Annotated in this window: 22 protein-coding genes and 1 tRNA gene; 6 read left to right on the top strand and 17 right to left on the bottom strand. The window is 74.3% G+C overall.

Annotation, left to right across the window (positions count from 1 at the left end; all coding sequences use genetic code 11):
* Positions 1-171: 171 nt before the first annotated feature.
* The 5 genes from ACFXHB_RS33840 to ACFXHB_RS33820 form a co-directional block, all read right to left on the bottom strand.
* On the bottom strand, positions 172-1050 hold the full coding sequence (locus ACFXHB_RS33840; protein ID WP_380578887.1) for a carbohydrate-binding protein: 879 nt from the start codon (positions 1048-1050) through the stop codon (positions 172-174).
* A gap of 129 nt (positions 1051-1179) precedes the next feature.
* Positions 1180-2097: a helix-turn-helix domain-containing protein gene (locus tag ACFXHB_RS33835; protein ID WP_380578885.1), complete on the bottom strand. Its 918-nt coding sequence runs from the start codon at positions 2095-2097 to the stop codon at positions 1180-1182.
* A 211-nt stretch (positions 2098-2308) separates the two neighbouring features.
* Positions 2309-3115: an SCO1664 family protein gene (locus tag ACFXHB_RS33830; RefSeq protein ID WP_380578920.1), complete on the bottom strand. Its 807-nt coding sequence runs from the start codon at positions 3113-3115 to the stop codon at positions 2309-2311.
* 44 nt (positions 3116-3159) lie between these two features.
* Complete coding sequence (locus ACFXHB_RS33825; protein ID WP_380578883.1) at positions 3160-3729, bottom strand: DUF3090 domain-containing protein; 570 nt, start codon at positions 3727-3729, stop codon at positions 3160-3162.
* A gap of 360 nt (positions 3730-4089) precedes the next feature.
* The gene (locus tag ACFXHB_RS33820; protein WP_380578881.1) at positions 4090-4803 is read right to left on the bottom strand and encodes an MSMEG_4193 family putative phosphomutase; all 714 of its coding nucleotides are present in this window, start codon (positions 4801-4803) and stop codon (positions 4090-4092) included.
* Positions 4804-5013: 210 nt separating this feature from the next.
* On the opposite strand from ACFXHB_RS33820, the gene ACFXHB_RS33815 reads away from it, so the two are divergent.
* Positions 5014-6006, top strand: a complete 993-nt coding sequence (locus ACFXHB_RS33815; protein WP_380578879.1) for a magnesium and cobalt transport protein CorA — start codon at positions 5014-5016, stop codon at positions 6004-6006.
* A 124-nt stretch (positions 6007-6130) separates the two neighbouring features.
* Here the strand turns inward: ACFXHB_RS33815 and ACFXHB_RS33810 are convergent, their stop codons facing one another.
* Positions 6131-7180, bottom strand: a complete 1050-nt coding sequence (locus tag ACFXHB_RS33810) for an LLM class F420-dependent oxidoreductase (protein ID WP_380578877.1) — start codon at positions 7178-7180, stop codon at positions 6131-6133.
* A gap of 434 nt (positions 7181-7614) precedes the next feature.
* Here ACFXHB_RS33810 and ACFXHB_RS33805 point away from each other — a divergent pair, with 434 nt between their 5' ends.
* Both ACFXHB_RS33805 and ACFXHB_RS33800 read left to right on the top strand, forming a co-directional pair.
* Positions 7615-8595 carry an aldo/keto reductase gene (locus ACFXHB_RS33805; RefSeq protein ID WP_380578875.1) on the top strand — a complete coding sequence of 327 codons (981 nt, stop codon included), beginning with the start codon at positions 7615-7617 and terminating at the stop codon, positions 8593-8595.
* Between the two features lie 247 nt (positions 8596-8842).
* On the top strand, positions 8843-11014 hold the full coding sequence (locus ACFXHB_RS33800) for a helix-hairpin-helix domain-containing protein (RefSeq protein ID WP_380578873.1): 2172 nt from the start codon (positions 8843-8845) through the stop codon (positions 11012-11014).
* Between the two features lie 144 nt (positions 11015-11158).
* Here the strand turns inward: ACFXHB_RS33800 and ACFXHB_RS33795 are convergent, their stop codons facing one another.
* Positions 11159-11539 carry a hypothetical protein gene (locus tag ACFXHB_RS33795; RefSeq protein ID WP_380578871.1) on the bottom strand — a complete coding sequence of 127 codons (381 nt, stop codon included), beginning with the start codon at positions 11537-11539 and terminating at the stop codon, positions 11159-11161.
* 1025 nt (positions 11540-12564) lie between these two features.
* Positions 12565-13170: a hypothetical protein gene (locus tag ACFXHB_RS33790; protein WP_380578869.1), complete on the bottom strand. Its 606-nt coding sequence runs from the start codon at positions 13168-13170 to the stop codon at positions 12565-12567.
* A gap of 332 nt (positions 13171-13502) precedes the next feature.
* Between ACFXHB_RS33790 and ACFXHB_RS33785 the strand changes: the two genes are divergently transcribed.
* The gene (locus ACFXHB_RS33785) at positions 13503-13712 is read left to right on the top strand and encodes a DUF5703 family protein (RefSeq protein ID WP_380578867.1); all 210 of its coding nucleotides are present in this window, start codon (positions 13503-13505) and stop codon (positions 13710-13712) included.
* Between the two features lie 401 nt (positions 13713-14113).
* Here ACFXHB_RS33785 and ACFXHB_RS33780 read toward each other — a convergent pair whose 3' ends face one another.
* From ACFXHB_RS33780 to ACFXHB_RS33770, 3 genes are all read right to left on the bottom strand, one after another.
* Entirely contained in the window at positions 14114-14965 is an 852-nt protein-coding gene (locus ACFXHB_RS33780; RefSeq protein ID WP_380578865.1) for a chaplin family protein, read from the bottom strand.
* Positions 14966-15329: 364 nt separating this feature from the next.
* The gene (locus ACFXHB_RS33775; RefSeq protein ID WP_380578863.1) at positions 15330-15575 is read right to left on the bottom strand and encodes a chaplin; all 246 of its coding nucleotides are present in this window, start codon (positions 15573-15575) and stop codon (positions 15330-15332) included.
* A gap of 256 nt (positions 15576-15831) precedes the next feature.
* Positions 15832-17178: a M20/M25/M40 family metallo-hydrolase gene (locus ACFXHB_RS33770; RefSeq protein WP_380578861.1), complete on the bottom strand. Its 1347-nt coding sequence runs from the start codon at positions 17176-17178 to the stop codon at positions 15832-15834.
* A 293-nt stretch (positions 17179-17471) separates the two neighbouring features.
* Here ACFXHB_RS33770 and ACFXHB_RS33765 point away from each other — a divergent pair.
* Positions 17472-17556: transfer RNA gene (locus ACFXHB_RS33765), tRNA-Leu, on the top strand.
* Positions 17557-17789: 233 nt separating this feature from the next.
* A complete protein-coding gene (locus ACFXHB_RS33760; protein WP_380578858.1) occupies positions 17790-18137 on the top strand; it encodes a zinc ribbon domain-containing protein YjdM in 348 nt (115 codons plus the stop codon).
* Positions 18138-18145: 8 nt separating this feature from the next.
* Here ACFXHB_RS33760 and ACFXHB_RS33755 read toward each other — a convergent pair whose 3' ends face one another.
* The 6 genes from ACFXHB_RS33755 to ACFXHB_RS33730 all read right to left on the bottom strand — a co-directional run.
* Complete coding sequence (locus ACFXHB_RS33755) at positions 18146-19399, bottom strand: SWIM zinc finger domain-containing protein (protein WP_380578856.1); 1254 nt, start codon at positions 19397-19399, stop codon at positions 18146-18148.
* A gap of 50 nt (positions 19400-19449) precedes the next feature.
* Positions 19450-19692, bottom strand: coding sequence for a hypothetical protein (locus tag ACFXHB_RS33750; protein ID WP_380578854.1), 243 nt, complete (start codon positions 19690-19692; stop codon positions 19450-19452).
* Positions 19693-19818: 126 nt separating this feature from the next.
* Positions 19819-20853, bottom strand: a complete 1035-nt coding sequence (locus ACFXHB_RS33745; protein WP_380578852.1) for a DUF2278 family protein — start codon at positions 20851-20853, stop codon at positions 19819-19821.
* 167 nt (positions 20854-21020) lie between these two features.
* A complete protein-coding gene (locus ACFXHB_RS33740; RefSeq protein WP_380578850.1) occupies positions 21021-22433 on the bottom strand; it encodes a chloride channel protein in 1413 nt (470 codons plus the stop codon).
* Positions 22434-22682: 249 nt separating this feature from the next.
* Positions 22683-23435: a TetR family transcriptional regulator gene (locus ACFXHB_RS33735; protein ID WP_380578848.1), complete on the bottom strand. Its 753-nt coding sequence runs from the start codon at positions 23433-23435 to the stop codon at positions 22683-22685.
* 77 nt (positions 23436-23512) lie between these two features.
* Positions 23513-23602, bottom strand: a 90-nt coding sequence (locus ACFXHB_RS33730; RefSeq protein ID WP_144385854.1) for an acyl-CoA dehydrogenase family protein, incomplete at its 5' end; no start/stop codon positions are given.

Here is a 23602-nt window from a genome sequence, read left to right as displayed (position 1 = left end):
CAAGATCGACTGGATTCGCTTCTCATCGTTGCCTGAGCGCTTCCGGACTGATAGTGACCGGCGCTTGACGTGCTCCGCCCGCCGTACCGTTCGTGGACAAGCGGAATGAGCGCCCGGCCGGCCCTGCCGCCGACCGGGCGCCCGACCCTCCGGGGGACGCGGCTGGAGCCGCTACAGCCGCTGCCAGAGGGCCGGCACGTTCGGCGGCTCCCAGCCGGTGATGGCGGTGTGCCCCTGGAGGCAACGGTAGGAGGCGCCGGCGTAGGTGACGCGGTCACCCGCGTTGTAGAGCGTCCCGGCGGCCCAGGTGCCGCCGGGCGGGGTCGTCGGGGACGAGGTGGGCGAGCCGGTGGGCGTGGTGGGGTTCGGACTGGTCGGCGGCGTGGTGGGGGTCTGCGGCACGTTCAGGACGAAGTCGTAGGTGCCCTCCTTCGCCGAGCCGACCTGGCGGACGTTCATCAGCAGCCGCGCGTCGTAGATGGTGTCGGTGCTGTTGCGCGGCTCGCCGGGGAAGTAGAGCTGGGTGGTGAGCACCGGGCGGCCGGGCGCCTGGAGCTTGACGTGGATGTGCCGGGTGCGGCCCGGGTACAGGCCCGGGACGATGGTGGTGAGGCTGAACGCGCCCTGGGCGTTGGTGAACTGGTGGCCGCGGAAGGCGAAGCCGGTGTTGTCGTAGGCGCCGTTGACGTCGGCCTGCCAGAAGTCGAGCAGCACGCCGGAGATCGGCAGGCAGGCCCGGCCGAAGACGTAACCGCTGACGGTGAGCCGGGTGCCGGGGGTGCTGTCGGTGATCAGCGAGGTCCGCAGCGGGGAGTTCGGCTTGAAGTAGGGGCCCTCGGTCTGCTCGATCGTCGGTTCGTCACCGTCGTGGCAGGCGGGGGTGAGACCGGGCGCCTCGCCGGTACCGACCCGGTCGCGGGCCAGGGCGACGCCGCCGCCGATCAGCAGCGGGGCGGTGCCGAGGACGGCGGCCGCCTTGAGGACGGTCTTGCGGCTGATCCGGCGGTCGATCAGGCCCTCCGGCCGGGTGGGCTCTTCGGACGCGGGCATGCGCCGACTCCTTCGGTGAGGGGTGTGGGGGATGTGGGGGACGGCCCTTGTCATGGTGGGGGCATGACAAGGACCGGGCCGACGGCCCACCCGTTCGTACGGGTCGGCCACCGGTGGCCAGCAGTCAACCTACGGGGCCCCCGGAGTCGCCGCGATGGACATGATCCGGGGATCGTGGTGATTTCCTCCGACCCGGGCCCGGAACTCCCCCGGCGTCATCCCGGTCTCCCGCCGGAAGAAGCGGCAGAAGTAGGCCGGATCGACGAACCCGGCCTCTCGGGACACATGACGAATCGTCAGTTCCGTCGAGGCCAGCAGCCGTTTGGCCTCCAGGGTCTGCTGCTGGCGGATCAGCCGGCCGGGCGTGCGGCCGGTGGCCTGCTTCACCAGCGTCTGCAGATGGCCGGGCGAGACGCCCAGCTCCTGGGCGCAGGAGGCCACCGAACGGTGCAGACCGCCCGGGTCGGCGATCAACCGGCCGAAGGCGGCGGCCACTTCGCTCCCCCGACCGGGCGGCGCGCCAGCCGTGCCGGGGGCGCAGGCCCGCAGCGCGCGGACGATCAGGATGTGCAGGCTGGCCCGCAGCACACCCGGGAAGCCCGCCGGCCGGGCCCGGTACTCCTCCTCCATGTCGGCCAGCAACGCGGCGATCGGCCCGGCGTGTTCGCCCAGCGCCAGGGCAGGCCGCGCGGACAGGCCGCGGAGCGCGGCGAGGTCGTCGGGGTAGGAGAGCAGGAAGTCCTCGTTGAAGAGCACCACCTGCCCGGTCAGCTCGTCCGCGTCGGCCCAGTAGTGCACCTGGCCGGGCGCGATCACGCACAACTGCGGGGGCCGCAGCGTCCGGTGGACCAGGTCCAGGACGTGGGCGCCGCGACCGCCGGTGACGTAGACGATCTCGAAGAAGGAGTGCCGGTGGGGGAAGCCCGCTCGGGAGAGCGGGCCGATGGCGTCGAAGCTGCCGATCGCGAACGGGAGCAGATGCGGCAGCGGAACCTGTAAGCGATGCAGCGGCAGGTCCAGGTGGGGGGTGGTCCGTCGCTCGTCCATCGGAGCAGTCTGCGGCCGAACCACCGTACCGGTCCAGACCATTGCAGGGCCGGGCGGTGCGGCGGGCGGGCGCGGGGCGCGCGCGGCACGGGCACCAAGGTCGCACGCCGGCGCGGGGCAGCGCGAACGGCGCGGGCACGGGGCGCGCGCGGACAGCGCGGGTGCCCGCGGGCCGCGCGGGTGCCGTTGCGGGGGCCGCCCGGGGCGACCGTCAGATGGGCGGCCAGGGGATGGACGGCCAGTCCTGCGACGGCAGCGGGTGGAGGCCGGTACGGAGCAGCTCGGCCACCCTGTCCCGGGTGACGGTCAGCTCGGCGGCGGTCAGATGCGGGGCGAGCCGCTCGCCGAGCGGACCGTCGAGCTGCTCGGCGAGACCGCCCAGCACCTCCAGCGCCTCCGCCGGCAACGGCTGACCGGCCCAGCCCCAGAGCAGGGTGCGCAGCTTGCCCTCGGTGTTGAAGGTGACCCCGTGGTCGATGCCGTAGATCCGGCCGTCGGCGGCGGCGATCAGGTGCCCGCCCTTGCGGTCGGCGTTGTTGAGCACCGCGTCCAGCACGGCGAGCCGGCGCAGCCGCTGGTCGTCGGGGTGGACCAGCAGCGCCGTCCGCCCGTCGCCGACCTCGGCACGCACGATCGGCAGCCAGCCGTCCTCGGGCCCGCGCGGGTCCTGGAGGGCGAGCAGCGGATCCGCCTCCGGGTCCGGCTCCACCCAGAGCTGCACCATGCCGGGCCCGTGCGGGCCGTCCCGCAGCACGGTGGGCGGGATCGGCGCCCAGCCGGTGGCGGCGGCGAGCTCGTACGCGGCGACCTCCCGGCCGGCCAGCGTGCCGTCCGGGAAGTCCCAGAGCGGACGCTCACCGGCCACCGGCTTGTAGACGGCCTGCGCGGTCAGCCCCTGCGGGCCGTCCAGCGTGACGCTGCAGTAGAGCGCGGCGTTGGAGGCGTCGGTCAACCGGCCGTGGACGGTCAGCCCGCCCTCGCGCAGCAGGCGCAGCGCGGTCGGCACGTCGGCGGCCAGGGCCGCGCCGGCCACCGGGTCCGCCTGCGGAGCGGTCTCGGTGTTCAGCGCCGGTACCCGTTCGCGCGCGGGCACAGGTGGCCCTCCGGGTCGAGCGGCAGGTTGCAGAACGGGCAGGGCTTGCGACCGGCCGCGACGAGGTCCAGCGCACGCTTGGCGAACACCCGGGCCATCGCGCCGGAGAGCCGCACCCGCAGCATGTCCGGGCCGTTCTCGTCGTCCTCGAAGACGGTCTCGGCGGCGTCCTCGCCCTCTTCCTCCTCGATCACCGCCTGCGCCTCGACCACGAGGCAGCTGTCGACGCTGTCCCAGGCCAGGGCCATGGTGCCGACCCGGAACTCCTGCTCCAGCGGCAGGTCCAGCGGCGCGGTGTCGAGCAGGTCCACCGGGGCGGCGGCGGGGATCGCGGAGTCGCCGCCGCTGCGCCGCAGGGCCTCGTCGAGGACCTCCTCGATCCGCTCGGCGAGCGCGGCGACCTGGGTCTTCTCCAGCAGCACGCTGGTGATCCGCCCCCGGGCGCTGGCCTGCAGGTAGAACGCCCGGGCGCCGGGCTGGCCGACGGTGCCGGCGACGAACCGTTCGGGCTGGTCGTAGAAGTAGACCTGACGGGGCACGCTCTCGCTCCGGATCGTTTCGATCGTCGTATGTCGGGTGTGTCGTGGATGTCGGTCGTGCGGGTGGCGGGGTCGTGCGGCCGGCGGACGTACGTCGTGTCGCTGTGCTGCGGGTGCGGGCGCCCGTACCACCGGACCGTCCGGGCGCGCCGGCCGTCCGGACACCGGTGGCCGGGGCCCGGCAGGCTCGCTAGTCACCCTACGACCTCCGGGCCCGGCCCGGGGAGCCGAGCCGGTGACGAGGGGTCCGGCGACCCGGCGGCCGGCCCGCGGCGGGGTGCGGTCGCCCCCGGCGGTCGGGGCCCGCCCCGGCGGCCGGGGCGTCGTCGACGCGGTCGGACCGCCACCGGAACGGGTCGGTCAGGCCGTCCCGCCGACCACCGCGTCGCCGGCCGGCGTCGCGTCCCCGCCCCGGCCGCCGTGCCCGTCGCCACTCGGCCTCGGCGCGAGCGAGGAGAGGTCGCCGGTGTCGCCCATTCTCAGCACGAAGGGCCGCTGCGCGGTGTAGCGGATCGCGGTGACCGAGCAGGGCTCGACGCTGATCCGCTGGAAGTGGTCGAGGTGCAGGCCGAGCGCGTCGGCCACCACCGCCTTGATCACGTCACCGTGCGAACACGCGACCCAGACCGCGTCCTCGCCGTGCTCGGCCGCGACCTTCGCGTTCCACTCGCGGACGGCGTTCACCGTGCGGTGGCTCAGCTCGCGCAGGGACTCGCCCCCGGGGAAGGCGGCCGCCGCCGCGTGGTCCTGAACGGTGCGCCAGAGCGGCTCCTTGGCCAGTTCGGCCAGCGGGCGGCCGGTCCACTCGCCGTAGTGGCACTCCCCGAGGCGCTCGTCCTCGGCGGGCCCCGAGAGCTCCGGACGGACGGCGAGCAGCGGCTCCACGGTCTGCCGGCAGCGGTCCAGCGGGCTGCTGACGACCTGCGCCAGTGGGATGCCGGCGAGCCGGCCGGCCAGCGCGGCGGCCTGCGCGCGCCCGGTGTCGTCGAGATCCACGCCGGGTGTCCAACCGGCCAGGATTCCGGCGGTGTTCGCGGTGGATCGGCCGTGGCGGACGAGCAGCAGGGTGGGCATGGGGCCCAGCGTAAGGCCTCCCGGGCGGGCGGTGGGGCCGGCCGGGGTCGCTTCCGGCGTCCTGCCCGTCGTGCCGCCCGTTCTTCCAGCCGTTCTCCCGGCCGTCGTGCCGCCCGTTCTCCCGGCCGTCGTCGCGGCGCCCGGTGGCACGCCCGGTGTCACGCCCGCGTGGCGCCGATGTGCCGTCGGCACGGTCGCCGAGGGGCCACAATGGCCCGCATGATCGTCCATTGCGCCATCTACCGCGACGGCCGCCGGATCGAGGGGCCCGAGGACCACACCGACGCCCTCGCCGCCGCGCGGGCGGCCGGCGAGGGCAGCTTCGTCTGGATAGGCCTCTTCGAGCCGACCGTCGAGGAACTCGACCAGGTCAGCGCGGAGTTCTCCCTGCACCCACTGGCCGTCGAGGACGCCGTCAGCGCCCATCAGCGCCCGAAGGTGGAGGCCTACCAGGGCTCGCTGTTCGTCGCGCTCAAGACACTCGGCTACCACCCCGGCGGGCACGCGGTGACCAGCGGCGAGGTGATGGTCTTCGTCGGCGAGGACTTCGTGATGACGGTCCGGCACGGCACCGACAGCCCGCTCGGCGGACTCCGGGCGGAGCTGGAACGGCAGCCGGAACTGCTGAGGTACGGGCCGAGCGCCGTCCTGCACTCGGTCTGCGACACGGTGGTGGACGGGTACGTCGACGTGGCCGTCGGGCTCCAGGCCGATCTCGACGAACTGGAGGCCGACGTGTTCGCCCCCACCCGCGTCGGCCGCGACACGGCCGGCCGGATCTACGGCTACAAGCGCCAGCTGGTGACCGTCCGCCGGGCCACCGGCCCGCTGCTGGACCCGATGCTGCGGCTGGAACGCGGTGGCGTGCCGTTCGTCCGCCCCGAGGCGCTGCCCTACCTGCGGGACGTCGCGGACCACCTCGCCAAGGCCAACGACCAGGTCGACGGCATGGACCGGCTGCTCTCCGACATCCTCAGCGCCAACCTGGCGCAGGTCAGCGTGCAGCAGAACAACGACATGCGGAAGATCTCGGCGTGGGCGGCGCTGGCCGCCGTACCGACCATGATCGCGGGCGTGTACGGCATGAACTTCGAGGACATGCCCGAACTGCGCCAGCCCTGGGGCTACCCGGCGGCGCTGGCCCTCATGGTGGCGGTCTGCGTCGTGCTGCACCGGGTGTTCAAGCGGCACGACTGGCTGTAGACCCGCGGGCGCGGGAGCCACGGGCGCGGGAGCCGCGGACCCCGAAGGCGCGGCGGGCGCGGCGGGAACACACCCCGGACGCCGGCCGGGCGACACCCCCGGCCGGCCCGCGAGGCTCCCCGGATCACGCCAGACCGGCACGCTCCAGCGCCTCGACACCGGTGCGCAGCGCGCGGATCCGCTCCTCCAGGCCGAACCCGGCCGGGGCCAGGGTGAGCGTGGTGACGCCCGCGTCGGCGTAGGCCTGCATCCGGTCCGCGATCCGGGCCGTGTCGCCGACCAGCGAGGTGGCGTCGATCAGGTCGTGCGGCACCGCCGCCGCGGCACCCTCGTAGTCCCTGGCCAGGTACTTCTCCTGGATCTCGTCGGCCGCCTGCTCGTAGCCCATCCGCCGGGCGAGCTGGTTGTAGAAGTTCTTCTCCTTGCTGCCCATGCCGCCGATGTAGAGCGCGGCGTAGGAGCGCTGGGAGTCGACCCCGGCCTTGATGTCGTCGCCGACCGCGATGGTGACGGTCGGGCAGAGGTCGAAGCCGTCCTCCAGGGTCTGCCCGACCTTGGCCCGGCCGGCCCGCAGCGGGTCGAGGGAGAGCGCGGCGTGCTCGGGCGAGAAGAAGATGCCGAGCCAGCCGTCGGCGATCTCGCCGGTCTGCTCCAGGTTCTTCGGCCCGATCGCGGCGATGTACAGCGGGATGTGCTCGCGCACCGGGTGCACGGTGAGCTTGATCGGCTTGCCCGGGCCGCCGGGCAGCGGCAGCGTCCAGTTCACCCCTTCGTGGACCAGCCGCTCACGGGACATCGCCTTGCGGATGATCTCCACGTACTCGCGGGTGCGGGCCAGCGGCTTGTCGAACTTCACGCCGTACCAGCCCTCGGAGACCTGCGGGCCGGAGACGCCGAGACCGAGCCGGAAGCGCCCGCCCGAGAGGGTGTCCAGGGTGGCCGCCGTCATCGCGGTCATCGCCGGCGTGCGGGCCGGGATCTGGAAGATGGCCGAGCCGACGTCGATCCGTTCGGTCTTGGCGGCGACGAAGGACAGCACGGTGGCCGCGTCCGAGCCGTAGGCCTCGGCGGCCCAGCAGACCGAGTAGCCGAGCCGGTCCGCCTCCTGGGCGACGGCGGTGTTGTCGGCGTCCATGCCGAGTCCCCAGTAGCCGAGGTTGATACCGAGTCGCATCTGCCCTGCCTTCCAGTCGGTTTGTCCGTGAGGGTAACCGCACGTCCGGCGGCAATGCTACTGGCCGGTAGCTGTGGGCCGGGTCACATCCGGAGCGGCCGGTCGGGTGGTGATCGTTCTGCGGGTCTGCACCCCTGCCCGGGCACCGGCCGCTACGCTCAGCCGACGTGGGGACGCCTCTCCCCACCTGCGCGTTTGCCGGGACCGCCGGACCCGCCGGGACCGCCCGGTGCCGGCGTACCACCGACGCGGGCGACGTGGGCCACGCGGGCGGGGCGAACGGCCCGGGTCGCGCGGTCGGCATCGGCGGTATCAGGGGTGCCGGCGGTATCAGGGGTGCCGGCGGCTTCCGCGGTACCCCGGGTCCGGGTGTCAGCGGTGTTGTCGGTGTTGTCGGTGTCAGCGGTGTTGTCGGCCAGTGGAGGGCCCGTCCGATGGAAAAACGTCACCTCGGCCGTACCGGGCTGCAGGTCTCCCGGCTCGGTCTCGGAACCATGACCTGGGGCCGCGACACCGACGAGCACGAGGCCGCCGAGCAGCTCAAGGCATTCGTCGACGCGGGCGGCAACCTCGTCGACACCGCCGATGTCTACGGCGACGGCGGCGCCGAGTACCTGCTCTCGCGGCTGACCGACAACCTGATCCCCCGCTCCGAACTGGTCATCGCCACCAAGGCGGGCAGCGTCCCCGACTCCGCCCGCCGCTTCGACGGCTCGCGCGGCCACCTGCTCGCCGCCCTCGACGCCTCGCTGCGCCGGCTCGGCACCGACCACGTCGACCTCTGGCAGGTGCACGCCTTCGACCCGGCGACCCCGGTCGAGGAGACCCTCAGCGCCCTGGACATCGCCGTCGCCTCCGGCCGCGCCCGGTACGCCGGAGTCTGCGACTACAGCGGCTGGCAGCTCGCACGGGCCGCCACCTGGCAGCGCGCCCACCACGGCCGGGTACCGCTGGCCGGCGCGCAGCTGGAGTACTCGCTGCTCCAGCGCGGCCTCGAACGGGAGGTGCTGCCCGCCGCCGAGGAGGCGGGGGTCGGGCTGCTCGCCTCCTCGCCGCTCGGCCGCGGCGTCCTCACCGGCAAGTACCGGCACGGCGTCCCGCAGGATTCGCGCGGCGCGTCGCCGTACCTGTCCGGCTTCGTCCAGCCGTACCTGGGGGAGCGCTCGCGGCGGATCGTGGACGCGGTCGCCACCGCCGCCGACGGGCTGGCCAGCAGCCCGCTCGCGGTGGCGCTGGCCTGGGTGCGGGACCGGCCGGGCGTGGCGAGCGCGCTGGTCGGGGCACGGACGGTGGCACAGCTGCAGTCGGCACTGTCGGTGGAGGCGCTTACGCTTCCGGGTGAGATCCGCGGTGCGCTCGACGACATCTCGTCGCCGGTCCACCGCTATCCGGACCAGGGGTGGAGCGAGCTCTAGAGCTCGCTCCACCGCCCGGTGCGACCGGATCTCGACGACCGATGACGACGACCGAACGCTGACGGGTGACGGGTGACGGGTGACGGCCGATGACTGATGACTGATGACGACATGACCGACCCGGCCTGACCGGATCCGGCCCCGACCATGCCGACCGCTCGTGCGGTGCGGCGGCCACGCCCGGCCGCCGCACCGGCGCGGCGCGGACGGCGCCCCAGCAGTGGAGTGACCTTTCTTGGAGCGAACGATGAGTGACACGGAGAACGGCGCTCCGGAGGAGACCTCGGCGACGCCGGGTACGGACGGCCCCGACAAGGCGGCCGCCGTCGCGGCACTGGCGGAGGCGATCCGGGTCGTCGGGCAGCAGTCGACCCGCCGGTCTGACGCTCCGGCCGCCGGGAGCGCCCCGCGCGTCCCGGCCGATCCGCAGGCCCCCGCCGAGGACGCCGGTACGGCGGGTGCGCCCGGTCCGGCCGAGGCACCCGCCGTCACCCGCACCGCCCCGCTCCGGGCCGAGACGGACGAGCAGCGCGCGCAGGCCCTGCGGAGCACCGCCGAGGTACTGGCCGCGGGCGGCGCGCCCACCGACCTCGCGCCCGCCGCCGTGGCCGCGTTCGGCGACGGCGCCGCCGAGGAACTGCGTGCCGACCCCTGGGCCGTGCTGACCCTGCCCGGGGTCCGCCCCGAGCACGCGGACGGGTTCGCCCGCGGCCTGCTCGGCCCCGCCGCCGGCCCGGCCGACCCGCGCCGGGCCCAGGCGCTGGTGCCGTGGCTGCTGGAGCAGGCCGCCCTGCGCGGCCACTCCGCCGTGGAGATCGGCGAGGTGACGGCCGGGCTCGACCGCCTCGGCCTGCCGGACCCGGCGGCCGCGCTGCAGTCGGCCGTGGTCGACGGCCGGGCGATGCCCTTCCAGGAGGAGCTGACCGGCGCCGAGGCGCACAGCGCGGGCGGTGACGAGGACGACGAGCCGCCGACCCGCACCGTGCTCGCGCTGGAGCGGCTGGCGCTGGCGGAGGAGAGCCTGGCCGACGGACTGGTCCGCCTGATGTCCACGTTCGTCCCCGGGGTGGACGAAGCCGAGACCGACGGCGAGGCCGACGGCCACGGTGAACGCGACGGCGACGGCGACGGCGCACCCTCGGCCGAGGACTCGGCCGCGGATGCGGAATCCACCGCCGACCCCGACGTCGACGCCGCGCACGCGCCCGCCGCGCCCGCCGCGCCCGCCGCGCCAGGCCCGGACGCCTGGGAGGCGGCCGCCGTCGCGGCACCGTCCTCCTCGGCGACCGCGCTGATCCGGGCCGCCGCCGAGAGCGCCCTGGTCACCCACACCGGTGGCGAGGCCGCCCGTGCCGAACCGGTGGCCCTGGTCCGGGCCGCCACCGGCCTCGGCCTGCGCGCCTGGGCCGCCACCTGGACCGAACAGGGCCGGGACAGCCTCGCCACGATCACCGACAGCCCGGTGTCCGCCGTCAGCCTGGCCGAGCTGCTGTCCGGAACGGCCGGCCCCGGCCGTTGCTCCGACGGCACCCTCGCCCTCGACCTCCTCGTCGTGCTGGACGCCCCGCTGCTGGACGTCGAGTTGGCCGCCACCCTGCTGGAGTCGCTAGCCGACGGCACCCGGCTGGTCCTGAGCGGCGACCCGGGCCAGCTCTGGTCGGCCGGCCCGGGCCGGTTCTTCGCCGACCTGCTGACCGCCAAGGTCTGCCCCGCCGTGGCCTCCCGCACCCCGGACTTCGGTCCGATCGGCGAACTGGTCTCCGGCATCGGCATCGGCGAACTCCAGCCGGTGGAGGCGCCGGACAAGGAGGTGGTCATCCTGACCGCCAAGGACGGCGGCGAGGCCGTCCACCGCGCCATCCAGTTGCTCACCGACTCCATCCCGCGTGCGCTCGGCATCCCCGCCGAGCAGGTGGTGCTGCTGACGCCCGGCCACGGCGGCGGCGCCGGCACCCGGGCCCTGAACGCCGCCGCGAAGGCCCGTCTCAACCCCGGCCCGGGCCGCTTCGGCGGCTTCGACCCGGGCGACCGGGTGGTGGACTCCCCCGCCCCCGGCGTGGTCCGCCCCGCCCGGGTGCTCGACGGTGACGCCACCGGCCTGCACCTGGAGTACCCGGACGGCTCGCGCCGCAGCGTCCCGCCGGCCGAGGCCGGCCGGCTGCGGCACGGTTGGGCACTCACCGTCCACCAGGCGGTCGGCCGGCGCTGGCCGGGCGCGGTCGTCGTCCTCCCCGAGGACGCCGGCGCGGCCCTCACCCGCCAGTGGGTCTACACCGCCTTCGGCCGCGGCGAGCGGCACCTCTCCGTGGTGCACGCCGCCGGCCCGGCCCTCGCCCAGGCCGTCGCCGAGCGCCCGGCCCCGCCCCGCACCACCCGGCTGCGGGCGATCCTCGCCGAGAACGCCGCCCAGGCCTACTGAGGCCCGGGTCCGGTCACCGGCGGTGGCCCGGTCACCACGGCCCGCCGACGGTGACCGGACCACCGCCGGGCGGCGGTCGGGGTGCCCGGTCGCCCCAGGGGGCGGCGGCGCTCGGGGACCGGGTCGAGGTGCTCGCCGCCGATCTCACGGAGCCCGACCGGGCTGGTCGTCGAGCGGGTGCCGGCCCGGTACGGACGGCTGGACGCGCCGGTCGCGGACGTCGGCGGACCGGCCGTCCGGACCGGCTTCCCGGAGGTCGCCGACGAGCGGTGGCCGGCCACCTTCGAGCTCGACTTCCACACCGCGGTGCGGATGAGCCGCCGCGCTGCCCGCGCCGCCGCGCGAGGGCGGCGCGCCGGTGCATGTCGCCAGTGCGGCGGCCCGGCTGCCGGACAGCCCGCCGATGGACAGCCCGCCGGTGGACCACGCCGCCGCCAGGGCCGCACTGCTCTCGCACTCCACGTCGCTCGCCGTCGAGTTCGGCGCATGCGGGGTCCGCTCCGAGGTGGTGTCGCCGGGCCCCACCCGGACGCGGCTCCGGGAGGCCCGGCGGCTTCGGCGAGCGACTCGCCGCCGGCTCCGGCCTGCCCGCGAGGCGGCCGTCGAGCACTTCGTGCGGGAGGGTCCGACGCCTGCCGAGCACACGGCTCGGCACACCCGAGGACGTCGCCCGCGTGATCGCCCGCCTGGCCTCGCCGCTCGCCGGCCAGGTCGCGGGCGCCGAGCGGGCCGTCGACGGCGGCGCGCTCCGGGTCGCACACCCGCACCCGCACCCGCGAGGAAACGTCCGAAATCATGCGCTCGCAGCAACGTTTCCGCACCGGCACCGGCACCGGCACCGGCACCGCACTCGGCCTCGCCGGCCTGCTCGTCACCGCGGCGGCGGTCTCCACCGGCGACCGCCGCCTCCACCCGCGAAGCGGACCGACCCACCACCGAGCGGCCCGGCGGCCGGTCGACCGGTGCCCCGGCATGGTCCAACCACACGCACTGACCCTCGACGGCTCGCTCGGCACCCGACGGGCGGCCAAGGAGGTCGGCCGGCGCAGCAGCGCTTCCGGAACACCGGCGAGCAGCGCTACCTGGACGTCGCCGTCGCGCCGGACCCACGGGGACGCCACGCTTCCGAAGGGCCGCCGCCAGGGCCCCAGCGGTCCCGCGTCCGCCCCGCGTGTCTTCCGCGCCGCAGTACCGGACCTGCCCTGCGAGACCTGCCCTGCGAGCTGTCGGACCTGCTGGTCACGGGCGGCCGGATCACCGCCCGGCCGGTCTGCCGCAGCCTCTTCAGCGACGCCTTCGACGGCCGGCGGGGCGACAGCCGGCACGTCGAGTTCGACGCGATCGACATCCAGCACGTCGGCACGTCGCGGATCACCGAGGGCCGGCACAGCGAGGACAACCGGACGCCGCCGACGCGGCCCGGCACAGCCCCCGGCCGCCGAGCACCCGGCCGAGCACAGCGGGACGGCCCGTCCCGCTGTCCGGCCCCGGGGGCCGCCCCGCCCCGCCGCCCCGGCAGGTGACGGGCGGCGGGGCGGGGCGGCCCGGGGTCAGTCGTCGGGGTCCTCGTCGTCGTAGACCTCACTGACGTCGAACCGGCAGATCAGCAGCTGCGGGTCCGCGTGCTCGAACGGCTCCGGCAGCCACTCCCCCGGCTCGGTCGGCTCGGCGGCGGCGACCCAGAGCGTGGAGTCACCCTCCTCCAGGCCGAACTCCTCGCTCCGGGCAGCGATCTCGTCCGGCTCGTACTCACCGAACAGCACGCCGATCGCGGCGTTCACCTCGCCCGCCCCGCCGCCGCCCGGGGTCAGCGAGTCGTCCAGCCGCTCGGCCTGGGCGCGCAGCCGCTTCGGGTCGACCACGTGGTAGTCGCGGCGGATCAGCACGCTGATCGCCTCGGGCTGCTCGGGGCCGTGGTACCCGCCCGGCCCCTCGTCCCCGGGGACCTCGAACGGGGTGACCTCGTCGTAGACCTCGTAGAGGAGTTGGTCGTAGGCGATGGCCGCCGTCGCGAGCTGCTCGTAGGCGGTGAACACAGCGGGATCGTCCGCTGCGCTGTGGCTTGACACCGCTTCCAGATGACGGTCGATGGCGGCCTTGACCGCCTCGGCGGCGGCGCGTACCTCGGCAATGGTGGGCTGCGCGGCATCAGACATGGTGCAGACGCTATCTCCCCGCGGTGTCGGTACGCACAGCGGTTGTCACCTACACCCGCGATTTCACCGCAACTTCCCCCCTGATGTCCGATCTGCACGGTTTCGTCCCCGCGCACGCCCGCGCGGGGCGCACGGACCCGGCACTGCTGGGCCGTCCGAGTGCCGCATCCGCGAGCCCCGATCGGGGTATCCCGTTCCACGACAGGAACGGAACTGATGCACTGTCAGGAGCGCGGGTGGCGGACCTGCCGGAAGGGCGGCCGAAAATACCTGGGCCCGTTGTCGGAGGCAGGCCGTAGGCTTGCCCGAAGGTGTCCTTCAGGAGGAGCGTTTTGACCCCAGCGAAGCCGGTCCGGCAGCCGGAGTACGAGTACCAGTCGTTGCGCATGCCACGCGGGACGTCCCGCAACGCGGCGCGCCAGCTACTCACCGAGCACGCCGAATACGGGCATTGGGAGCTGGACAGACTGCGACTGTTCCCGGACGGCAGCCGAACGGTGCTGCTGCGGCGGCGGATCATCCGGCAGGTCCGGAGCTGGTGACGGGGCCCACCCGCTGATCGCCCTGGTGCCCCGGGTCCTTTCCGCTCGGGCCACGGACCGCGCTCGCCCGCGGGATCCCCGGACGGCCGCGTGTACCGCGCCGGTCCGCAGGGGGGCGTCACGGTTCTGCCCGTCCTGGCGACGCCGTCCACGCGGCGCCGTCGGCGCGACCCGCCCCCGGTGCCCGCGGCCGTCGGTCGGACCGACGGCCGCGGGCACCGGCGTTCACTGCCGGGCCCGCACGGCGTGCGCCCCCCACGGCGGCCGTGCCGGGCCCCACTCGGGAGCCCATGGCAGCACGGGAACCGGTTCAGGCCCGGCCCCCGCCCGCGGACGACCTCCCGACCGGAGCGCGGCTACCTCGCCGAGCGCGGGACCTCCGCCGAGCGCGCGGCCTCCGCTCAGCGCGCGCCGGCGCGGGCACGGCGGTAGAGCACGCCGCCACCGAGCAGCAGCGCGAGGCCGGCAGCGCCGAGCAGCTCGGTGCCGCCGGCGCCGGTCGAGGCCAGCTGGCCGCCCCCGGCCGCCTCCGCGGCCGTGGTGCGGGCCGAGGCCGGCACCGCCTGACCGCTCTGACCGCCGCCGGGCGCGGTGGTCCTCGCGGGCGTGCCGGTGGGCGTGCCGGTGCCGGGCGCCCCGGCCGGGGTGGTGGCGGTCGGGCTGCCCGTCCGGGGGTTGCCCGGCGTGGTCTCACCGCTGCCCGGGTGCTGCGACGGCGGCGTGGAGGGCTGGCCGGTGCCGGGCGGCGGCGGGTTGTGCGAGCCGTGCTCCTCGGGGCAGTCCTCGTCCTGGTGGGTGGGCGGCGCGGCCACCGCCGAGGCCTCGTTGCCGCAGGCGTTCCCGAAGGCCGGGTTGCCGACGCCGACCACGTCGACCGAGTTGCCGCACGCGTTGACCGGGATGTGCACGGGCGCCTGGACGTTGTTCCCGGAGGCCACACCGGGCGACCCGGCCGCCTGGCCGGAGGCGGCGGCTCCCGAAGCGCTCTGCCCGCTGCCGCCGGGGTGCCCGCTGATGTTGGCGCAGTGGTTGCCGTACGCCGGGTTCAGGACGCCGATCACATCGACGGTGTTCCCGCAGGCGTTGATCGGCACCTCGACCGGCACCTGCACCGAGTTCCCGGAAGCCACGCCCGGGGAACCGACGGCGCCACCCTGCGCCTCGGCGCCCGCGTAGGCGTAGCCGGCGGTCGAGGCCAGGACACTGCCGGTGGCCACGGCCGTGAGGAGCCCCTTCTTGGCTACATTCCTCATATTTTCCCCTGACGTATCGAGACGACGTGATGACCTACTGAAAGTCGGACTTTCCGAACAACGAGCAAGGTCTTCGAGTGCACAGGGGACAACGAGGCGCAAGCGGCGAGGTTGAGTCGAACAAACCCGCTTCACCCGATCGAGTGACACTCCGGAGGGGCCCGGGAATACACCCCGGCGGCCGACCCCACCCCTCGGCCCCGGTTCCGGACGCACAAGCGCCCCCGGAGTGGCGCGTCCGCCACCCGGGGGCCAAGTGAGTCGATCCGATGAGCGGCCCGTCGACCTGTCGGCCGGTGAATCACCGGCCGGTCGACCCGTCGACCGATCACACGGTCATCGCGTGCTCAGGGAGCGGCGCGGCTCAGAAGTTGGCGCAGTGGTTGCCGAACGCCGGGTTCAGGACGCCGATCACGCTGACGGTGTTGCCGCAGAGGTTCACCGGGATGTGCACGGGAATCTGGATCTGGTTGCCCGCGACCACGCCGGGGGAGCCGGCGGCCACACCGTTGGCGGCGGCGCCGCCGTGGGCGGACGCGGTACCGGCGACGGCCATCACCAGACCACCGGTGACAGCGGCGACGGCGGCGATCTTCTTGACCTTCATCATTCCTCCTGTATGGACAACGCAACCCGTTCGGCGGGCTGCATAGGAGTGAACGACGGTGTGGCAAACGGGGTACGGAGCCTCTTCTCCATTCACCCGCAACGGTGATGACTCGCACAGACAGTCGATCAACGGGCCCTTGCAGAATCGTTTCTCTCGATCTCCATTTCACCGTCCCAAATCATTAGCTCGGACAATGCGGACGGCCCGCGCCCGGTACCTCGGGAGCGGGCCGCGGTCGCACCTGCGGGACGGTCGTTCAGCAGGCGTCGATGAAGCGGTCCAGCACCCGCACGCCGAACTTGAGGCCGTCCACCGGCACCCGCTCGTCCACGCCGTGGAACATCCCGGCGAAGTCCAGCTCCGGCGGCAGCTGCAGCGGCGCGAAGCCGAAGCAGCGGATGCCGAGGTCCTGGAACGACTTGGCGTCCGTCCCGCCGGAGAGGCAGTACGGCACGGCCCGCGCGATCGGGTCCTCCGCCTGCAGCGCGCTCTGCATCGCCTCGACCAGCGCGCCGTCGAAGCTGGTCTCGATCGCCTTGTCGGAGTGGATGCTCTCGCGCTTCACGCGCGGGCCGAGCACGCTGTCCAGCTCGGCCAGGAACTCCTCCTCGTAGCCGGGCAGGAAGCGCCCGTCCACGTGCGCGGTCGCCTGCCCGGGGATCACGTTCACCTTGTAGCCGGCACCGAGCATCGTCGGCTGGGCGGTGTTGCGCAGCGTGGTGCCGATCATCTTGGCGATGCCGCCCAGCACCCGCAGCGTCTCGTCCATGTTCTCCGGGTCGAGCCGCACGCCGAGCGCGTCCGACAGCTCGTCCAGGAACGCGCGGACGGTCTTGGTGATCCGCAGCGGGAAGGTGTGCCGTCCGAGCCGGGCCACCGCCTCGCACAGCTCGGTGATGGCGTTGTCGTCGTTCTCCATCGACCCGTGCCCGGCCCGGCCCTCGACCGTGAGCCGCATCCAGTGCATGCCCTTCTCGGCCGTCTCCACCAGGTAGAGCCGGACCTGGTCGTTGACGGTGAACGAGAAGCCGCCGACCTCGCCGATGCCCTCGGTCACCCCCTCGAAGAGGTCCGGGTGCTTGTCCACCAGGTACCGGGCACCGAACGTGCCGCCCGCCTCCTCGTCGGCCACGAAGGCCAGCACCAGGTCCCGCGGGGGCTTGCGCCCGGTCCGCAGCCGGTCGCGCACGACGGCCAGCGTCATGGCGTCCATGTCCTTCATGTCGACCGCGCCGCGCCCCCAGACGCACCCGTCCGCGATCTCGCCGGAGAACGGGTCGTACGTCCAGTCCGCCGCGTTGGCCGGCACCACGTCGGTGTGCCCGTGGATCAGCAGGCCGGGGCGGGAACGGTCCTCGCCCTCGATCCGGACGACGGTCGAGGCCCGTCCCTTGGCGGACTCGAAGATCTGCGGCTCGATACCGAACTCCGCGAGCTGCTCCGCCACGTACTCGGCGGCCTTGCGCTCGCCCGGGCCCGAGCCGTCGCCGTAGTTGCTGGTGTCGATCCGGATCAGATCGCGACAGATCTCGGCGACCTCCGACTCGGCCGTCACCTTCGGCGCCGCCGCCCGCCCCGCCGTCGACTCGCTCCGCTCGCTCACGGTCACTCCTCGTCTCTGGCCCGCACCGACGCACCAGTGCGCCAGCCCCGGGACCTGCACCCGGGCCGTACGAGCACGTCCGCCCATCCTCCCCCAGGCCCCCACCCGTATCCACCCCGCGGGCACCCGGGAAACGACGCGAAACCCCCTGGTCACACCCCCGCCACAGAGCACCCCTTGCCCTGGTCACCACCCTCCGCCCACCCGCCCGGGGCCGTTTTGGGAGCGCAAGCCGATCTTTGCTACAGTTACATCTGTCAGCGCGGCCGACGAGGCCGAAGAGACAACACCCGGTCCGGGTGGCGGAATGGCAGACGCGCTAGCTTGAGGTGCTAGTGCCCTTTATCGGGCGTGGGGGTTCAAGTCCCCCCTCGGACACAATCCGCTTGCCGAGCGCGAGCGAACCCCATGCGGGTCAGGAGCAATCCTGACCCGCATGTCGCGTTGCGCGTGCGCGCCGTGGCGGCTAGGTTGCCGGCCGCCCCCGGGTCGGGGCCGGGCCCCGGGCGGGACGACCGGTGAGGGCTCGCTCCGGTCGGGCGGCGATGGGTGTGCCGCGGCGGGTCCGCGCAGGTGGGGGGCTGTTTCGGAGGCTCGGATAGGGTGGGTCGGTGAACGAGAACCTGCCCCCGTGCCCCCGGTGCTCCAGCGAGTACACCTACGCGATGGACGCGCTGATGGTCTGCCCGGAGTGCGGGAACGAGTGGACGCCGGCGGAGGGCGACGGCTCCGGCGGGGAGCGGGTGGTCAAGGACGCCGTCGGGAACGTGCTGAGCGACGGCGACACGGTGACGGTCGTCAAGGCGCTCAAGGTCAAGGGCAGTCCCTCGGGGATCAAGGCGGGCACCAAGGTGCGCAACATCCGCCTGGTCGACGGGGTCGACGGGCATGACATCGACTGCAGGATCGACGGGTTCGGCCCGATGCAGCTCAAGTCGAGCGTGGTCAAGAAGGCCTGACCGGTCGGTCACAGCCCGTGCTCGTCCAGGATCCGCAGCAGGTTGCGTTTGCGCCGCTGGTCGGCCCTGAGGGCCGCGAGATCCTCCGCGAACGCCTCCTCCGTCCCCAATGCCCGGTGGCAGGAGCGGGCTTCGAGCAGGAGCCGGGCCATTTCCCGGTAACGGGCGTCACCGGTGAGCGGCTTGAGCCCCTCGATCGCGCGGCGGTGCGCCGCCAGTGCCTCGTCGGGCCGGCCGGCGGCGCCGTCACGGCCGGTCTGCGCCGGCAGGACCGTGGCCCGGTCGCCCTTGCCGACGGGCGGCTTGAGGCCGCGCTCGGCCTTGGCCAGCTGCTGCATCAGGTGCTTCTCGGCCCAGCCGGACGGATTGCGCCGGCCGGCCTCCTCGGCCAGCTCCCGGACCCGTCGCAGGCCCGACTCGCCGAGGAGGTCGCGGTAGTCCCCGAGTTCGGCCTCCAGGAGATGGTCGCGGTCGCCGAGCAGCCGGTCGACCAACCAGTCGGCCAGCTCGGTGCGGTCCGGCGGAGCCGCCCGGCACGCCTCCAGGTGAGCCTCGTCGAGGTCGGCCGCGACACCTCCGACGCACCCCGCGGAGTCGTCGATCCGGTCGTAGGACCGGCCGAGCAGCCTGATCGCCTCCCGGGCCAGGGCGACCGCCTGCGCGGCCTGGCCCTCCGCCGTCAGGGCGCGGACGGCGGCCACCGCCTCACCGGCCTGGAGGGCGTAGACCTGGGCGTCGGCGTACTCGACGTACCCGTGCCGGCTGAAGCGCCCGACCGCGAGCAGGTCGGCGATCCGGGCCCGCAGTTGGGCGGGGTCGGCCTGGGCGGTCGCCGCCCGGAGCTCCAGACGGCGGCGCAGGCTCCGGTCGCTGTCCATCAGTTCACGGACCAGCAGCAGCAGGTCGTCCCGTGAACGCGAGCCGAGCCAGGACTCCAGGCTGCCGGCCCGTGCCTTCCCCTCGGCCTTCAGCCGGGGCAGCTCGTCCCACTTCTCCAGCACGACCAGGCCGACCGCGACGCAGTGCTTGCAGAAGTTGCCGTCGAGTCCGTAGGGACAGTCGCACTCGCCCGACAGCCCGTACTCCTCGTCGAGCTCCAGGACGACCTCGTAGGCCTCGGTGCCGCTGACGACGGCGGTGAACCGCTGTGCCCCGACGTCGAGTTCGGCGACCGCGTCCCGGTAGCCCAGACCTCGTTCGAAGGAGCGCGGCCCGGCCAGCCCGCTCAGGTCGTCCTCAGTGAATCCGGCGCTGCTCGTCACACCGTTCATTCAAGCAAATCGCGACGACCGGTCGACCGGCTTCCGTCCGGTCAACGAGCCGTCCACACCGGGCAGGCGCGTTGGTGGCGGTGGGTGCGGATGATGGTGCCGCCGAGGGAGCGGTGTTCGGTGGTGGAGACGGCGCAGCAGCGCGGTGGCACGGTGGCGGGCGCGAGGCCGCGCGGCAGCACCGACACGGTCGGGGTGGACGGGGCGGAGGTGTGCGTCGGGGCCGGCGTCCGGTGCGGGGCGGCCGGACGGCGGCGCCGACGGCGGGGAGCGGAAGTGGTCACGGAGCGAGATTGCCCCGGCCTCGGCCGGTGAATCCGGGGCTCACCCGGACGGAGGAACGGGACCAGGAACGACATCGGGGAGAGGAGCGGAGGGGAGGCGGGGGAAGAGGAGCCGGGCGGGTGACCTCAGAAGGTGATCGTGCGGCCCTCGGCGGCGGCCTCGCGGGCGGTGTAGGCGACACCGTGGACCTTGAGCCCGCGGGGGTCGAGGAGGGTGATCGCCCCACCGTGGTTGCCGAGTGTGAAGCCGCCGGCGGCGTGAACGGTGAGGGCGGCGCCGGCGGCCAGCGGTCCGGCGGGCAGCGCGAGGCGCTGCTTGGTCTGGTCGGCGAGGTGCCAGCCGGTCAGGTCGACCGCCGCGGCGGAGGTGTTGAGGACCGTGACGGTCTCGTCCTCGGGCGCCGGGCCGACCGGGTTGACCACGGCGGCGACGATCCGCAGCGCGGCCCCGCGGCCGGGCGGGTCGACGGGACCGGGCGGGTCGGTGGGGCGGGGCGGGGTGCCGGGGAGGGGATGGCCGGTGGTGTCGTCGGTGTGCCAGGCCTGGGACTGGAAGGCCAGGAAGACCGCGACCCAGCGGTTCTCGGCGGGCAGGTGGATCAGCAGGCCGCCGTCCTGGTAGACGCCGTTGTCGGAGCGGAACCGGCCGCTGTTGCCCTGGTTCATGTGGATGTCGTGGACGCCGTTGCCGGGCCGGAAGCCGAACACCTTGTCGGGGACGCCCGGTTCCGGTCCGAAGCGCTGGCCGATCAGGTGGACGGCGGCGGCCGGGTCGTCGATCGCCCGCCGCACGTAGTGGTCCAGCAGGTCGGCGAGGTCGTTGTCGGTCCCCGGGAGGCCGGCCGGCAGGACGCGCAGTGCGGCCGGGTCGAAGAGGTTGCCGCGGATGAAGTCCAGCGCGGCCGTGCCGGGCTTCGAGGGCAGGTCGGTCCAGCCGCTGCCGGCGGCCGGCAGCAGGCCGGTGACCGGGTGCCGGAAGTCGTCGACGACGACGTAGAGCAGCTCCGAAGGCGCCTGCTGGGACTCGACGTTGACCGCGGCCCGGTAGTCGGTGCCGGCCGCGTCGCGGAGGTGGATCTGGTAGTGCGGGGTGTCGGTGTTGTCCTCGCGACGCCGGTCGACCGCGGTGGCGGCGAGTACGCCGTAGTTCTTCAGGGGCATGGTTGAGGTGTCCTCGGGCCGGTTCGGTGATCGGAACGCACTCCGTTCTCCCGCACCCGAGGCCGCCGCTGCCGGGGAATCGACGGATGTTCACCCGGTGTACGCCCGAACCGTTCGACGGGTACGGGCCGGCGTTCACCGGCGGCCGGGTGCGCCGGGGGGCCGGTTCACCCTTCCGCCGGTCGCCCGGCCTCGGTCCGGGGCCCGGGGCCGAGCGGGGCCGCGGCCCGGCGGCGGCCGACACCGCGGATCACCTCGCCGACGACGAAGGCCGTCACCGAGGCGACGATCAGCAGCGGCATCGCGTTGGCCGAGTCGGCGCCGAGCAGCGCCGACGCCAGCACGGTACTGGTGACCGGCAGCCGGGTGACGGCGGCGCCGGAGGCCGCGAGACCGGCGGCCAGACCCGGGGTGTAGCCGAACCCGGGCAGTGCGCCGCAGGCCACCCCGACAGCCGCGCCGATCAGCAGTGCCGGGAAGATCGGGCCACCGCGCATGCTGCCCAGCGCGATGCCCCAGCCGAGCCCCTTGCAGAGGACCAGCGCCACCAGGACGCCCACCGGCCAGGACGCCGGGTCGGCGGCGACGTTGGCGAGGGTGATCTGCCCGGAGAGCGCCGCCTCCTCCGGTGAGCGCCCGGTGAGCAGCGCGTACGCGCTGATGCAGACGCCGACCGCGACGGCGCAGAGCACCGTCCGGACGGCCGTCGTCCGGACGGTGGGCGGGGGCCGGTCCGGGCCTCCGGTGACGTACCCCTTGACCCGGCCGCCGAGGGAGCGGCCGGCCACGCAGATCGTCGCGACCACGATCGCGACCGGGATGCCCCACAGGAAGTCACCCGGGTCGGGGATGCCGGACGGGGGCACCGAGGGCAGCGAGAGGGCCCCGATCGACAGCCCGGTCCAGTGGCCGAAGCCGGTGAACACCAGTGCGCCGATGCCGCTCGCCAGCAGGCACGGCAGGATCAGCGCGGTCAGTTGCGGGCCGCCGAGTCCGGCCGCCTCGATGATCATCACGGCGGCCACCAGCGGGCTCCCGAAGATGGTGGAGATCGCCGCCGTCGAACCGGCCGCGCCGAGCACGGGTGCCAGCTGGGGCTTCGCGGTCAGCCAGGCGGGCCGGACGGCGAGCAGGGCGAGGCCGCTGCCCAGCGCCATCAGAGGTGCCTCGGGGCCGAGCACGACACCGAGCGGCAGACAGGCCAGGGCCGCCAGCACGACGCCGGGCACGGCCTTCGGCAGCGTGGGCGGCCCGCCGAGCCCGTCCACCGGGATGTGACCGCCGCGGCCCGGCAGCCGGATGACGACCGGGACCAGCAGCAACCCGGCGAGCAGCAGCGCGGGCAGCGGCCACCACCAGGGCGCGCGGTCCAGGCCGAGGGTCTGCGGCAGGCTCTCCCAGACCCAGTGCTGGAGTTCGTGCTCCAGGCTGACGAAGCCGAACGCGGCCAGGGACACCGGGATGCCGACGAGGGACGAGATCAGCAGGAGGAACAGGTAGCCCTTCTTCAGCAGCACCGCGCGCACGGCGTCGGGACCGCCGCTCCGCTGACCGCTCTGCTGACCGGTCTGCTCAGGCATGCCCGCTCCTTCGCGCTCACCGGGGCCGGCCGCCGCGCGGTCCCCTCCTGGGACCGAGTCTCGCCCGGGGCCCCGGGGGGCGCACGGCGGCCCGCGCCCGGGCACGGCGCGCCCCCGGGCGGGTTGCGCCGTACGGGTGAGCGACCGACAGGTCCCGGGCACGCAGCCGCCGGGACGGCGGGGGCACGCCCTGGCGCAGCCGCCGGAACGGCGGGGGCAAGGCTCGGCCGAGCCGCCCGGACGGCCGGGTCACGCCTGCGGCACCTGCCGGGACTCCTCCAGCGCGCTCTCGATGCCCTGCACCATCCGCCAGAGCGGCGCCCGGCGGCTGGCGACCAGCACCACCACGTCGTCCGGCTCGGCCGCGCCGTCCGGCGTGCCCTCCGCCGACCGGTCGTTCCAGGTGCCGGTGACGAAGGCCATCGCCGCGTCCACCTCGGCGGTCCAGTCGCTCTCGCCGCCGGAGCGCAGCCAGGTGCGCAGCGCGTGGTTGTGCGCGGAGACGACCGCGGCCGCGATCACGTCCGCGCGCAGGGCCCCGTCGGGCCGCGCGGCGAAGCGCCCCCGCAGGTAGTGGGCGAGCATGTGCTCGTAGCGCCAGACCACCGACAGCTCGTACGCGCGCAGGCCGGGCACCTTGCGGGTGAGCCGGTAGCGCTGGACGGAGAAGGACGGCTGCTCGGCGTACATCCGCAGGACGAGGCGGGCGGCGTCGCAGGCGTGCCGGACCGGGTCCTCCTCGCCGGTGCCGGACTCCAGGAACTCCGTCATCTCGGCGAGGCTGCGTTCGTGGTCGGGGAAGACCACGTCCTCCTTGGCCGGGAAGTAGCGGAAGAAGGAGCGCCGGCCGACTCCGGCGAGCGAGACGATGTCGTCGATGGTGGTCTGTTCGAAACCGCGTTCCAGGAAGAGCTCGAAGGCGGCGGCGACGAGCGCCTCACGCATCGCCGGCTTCGGCGGACCGTCGTTCATGGGCTGGTCCTGCTCTTCCTTCTCGCTCATTCCCGGAACATAGCACCGGCTTCGAACAGCCGAGCCAGGGTGTGCGGTGGGGTGCCCGGGGGCGCCCCACCCACGCGCTACGGCAGGTTGCGGGCCATCACGATCCGCTGGACCTGGTTGGTGCCCTCGTAGATCTGCGTGATCTTCGCGTCCCGCATCATCCGCTC

Source organism: Kitasatospora sp. NPDC059327 (assembly GCF_042752535.1).
In the GTDB taxonomy this organism is placed as follows: domain Bacteria; phylum Actinomycetota; class Actinomycetes; order Streptomycetales; family Streptomycetaceae; genus Kitasatospora.
Note: the sequence above shows the minus strand (reverse complement) of the source record. Positions and strands in the feature narration are given on the sequence as shown.

Excerpts from the sequence above, each read along its gene's own strand:
- ACFXHB_RS33840 (WP_380578887.1), bottom strand. The coding sequence starts at position 1,050 with ATGCCCGCGTCCGAAGAGCCCACCCGGCCGGAGGGCCTGATCGACCGC.
- ACFXHB_RS33835 (WP_380578885.1), bottom strand. The coding sequence starts at position 2,097 with ATGGACGAGCGACGGACCACCCCCCACCTGGACCTGCCGCTGCATCGC.
- ACFXHB_RS33820 (WP_380578881.1), bottom strand. The coding sequence starts at position 4,803 with ATGCCCACCCTGCTGCTCGTCCGCCACGGCCGATCCACCGCGAACACC.
- ACFXHB_RS33815 (WP_380578879.1), top strand. The coding sequence starts at position 5,014 with ATGGCCCGCATGATCGTCCATTGCGCCATCTACCGCGACGGCCGCCGG.
- ACFXHB_RS33810 (WP_380578877.1), bottom strand. The coding sequence starts at position 7,180 with ATGCGACTCGGTATCAACCTCGGCTACTGGGGACTCGGCATGGACGCC.
- ACFXHB_RS33805 (WP_380578875.1), top strand. The coding sequence starts at position 7,615 with ATGGAAAAACGTCACCTCGGCCGTACCGGGCTGCAGGTCTCCCGGCTC.
- ACFXHB_RS33800 (WP_380578873.1), top strand. The coding sequence starts at position 8,843 with ATGAGTGACACGGAGAACGGCGCTCCGGAGGAGACCTCGGCGACGCCG.
- ACFXHB_RS33790 (WP_380578869.1), bottom strand. The coding sequence starts at position 13,170 with ATGTCTGATGCCGCGCAGCCCACCATTGCCGAGGTACGCGCCGCCGCC.
- ACFXHB_RS33780 (WP_380578865.1), bottom strand. The coding sequence starts at position 14,965 with ATGAGGAATGTAGCCAAGAAGGGGCTCCTCACGGCCGTGGCCACCGGC.
- ACFXHB_RS33775 (WP_380578863.1), bottom strand. The coding sequence starts at position 15,575 with ATGATGAAGGTCAAGAAGATCGCCGCCGTCGCCGCTGTCACCGGTGGT.
- ACFXHB_RS33745 (WP_380578852.1), bottom strand. The coding sequence starts at position 20,853 with ATGCCCCTGAAGAACTACGGCGTACTCGCCGCCACCGCGGTCGACCGG.
- ACFXHB_RS33740 (WP_380578850.1), bottom strand. The coding sequence starts at position 22,433 with ATGCCTGAGCAGACCGGTCAGCAGAGCGGTCAGCGGAGCGGCGGTCCC.
- ACFXHB_RS33735 (WP_380578848.1), bottom strand. The coding sequence starts at position 23,435 with ATGAGCGAGAAGGAAGAGCAGGACCAGCCCATGAACGACGGTCCGCCG.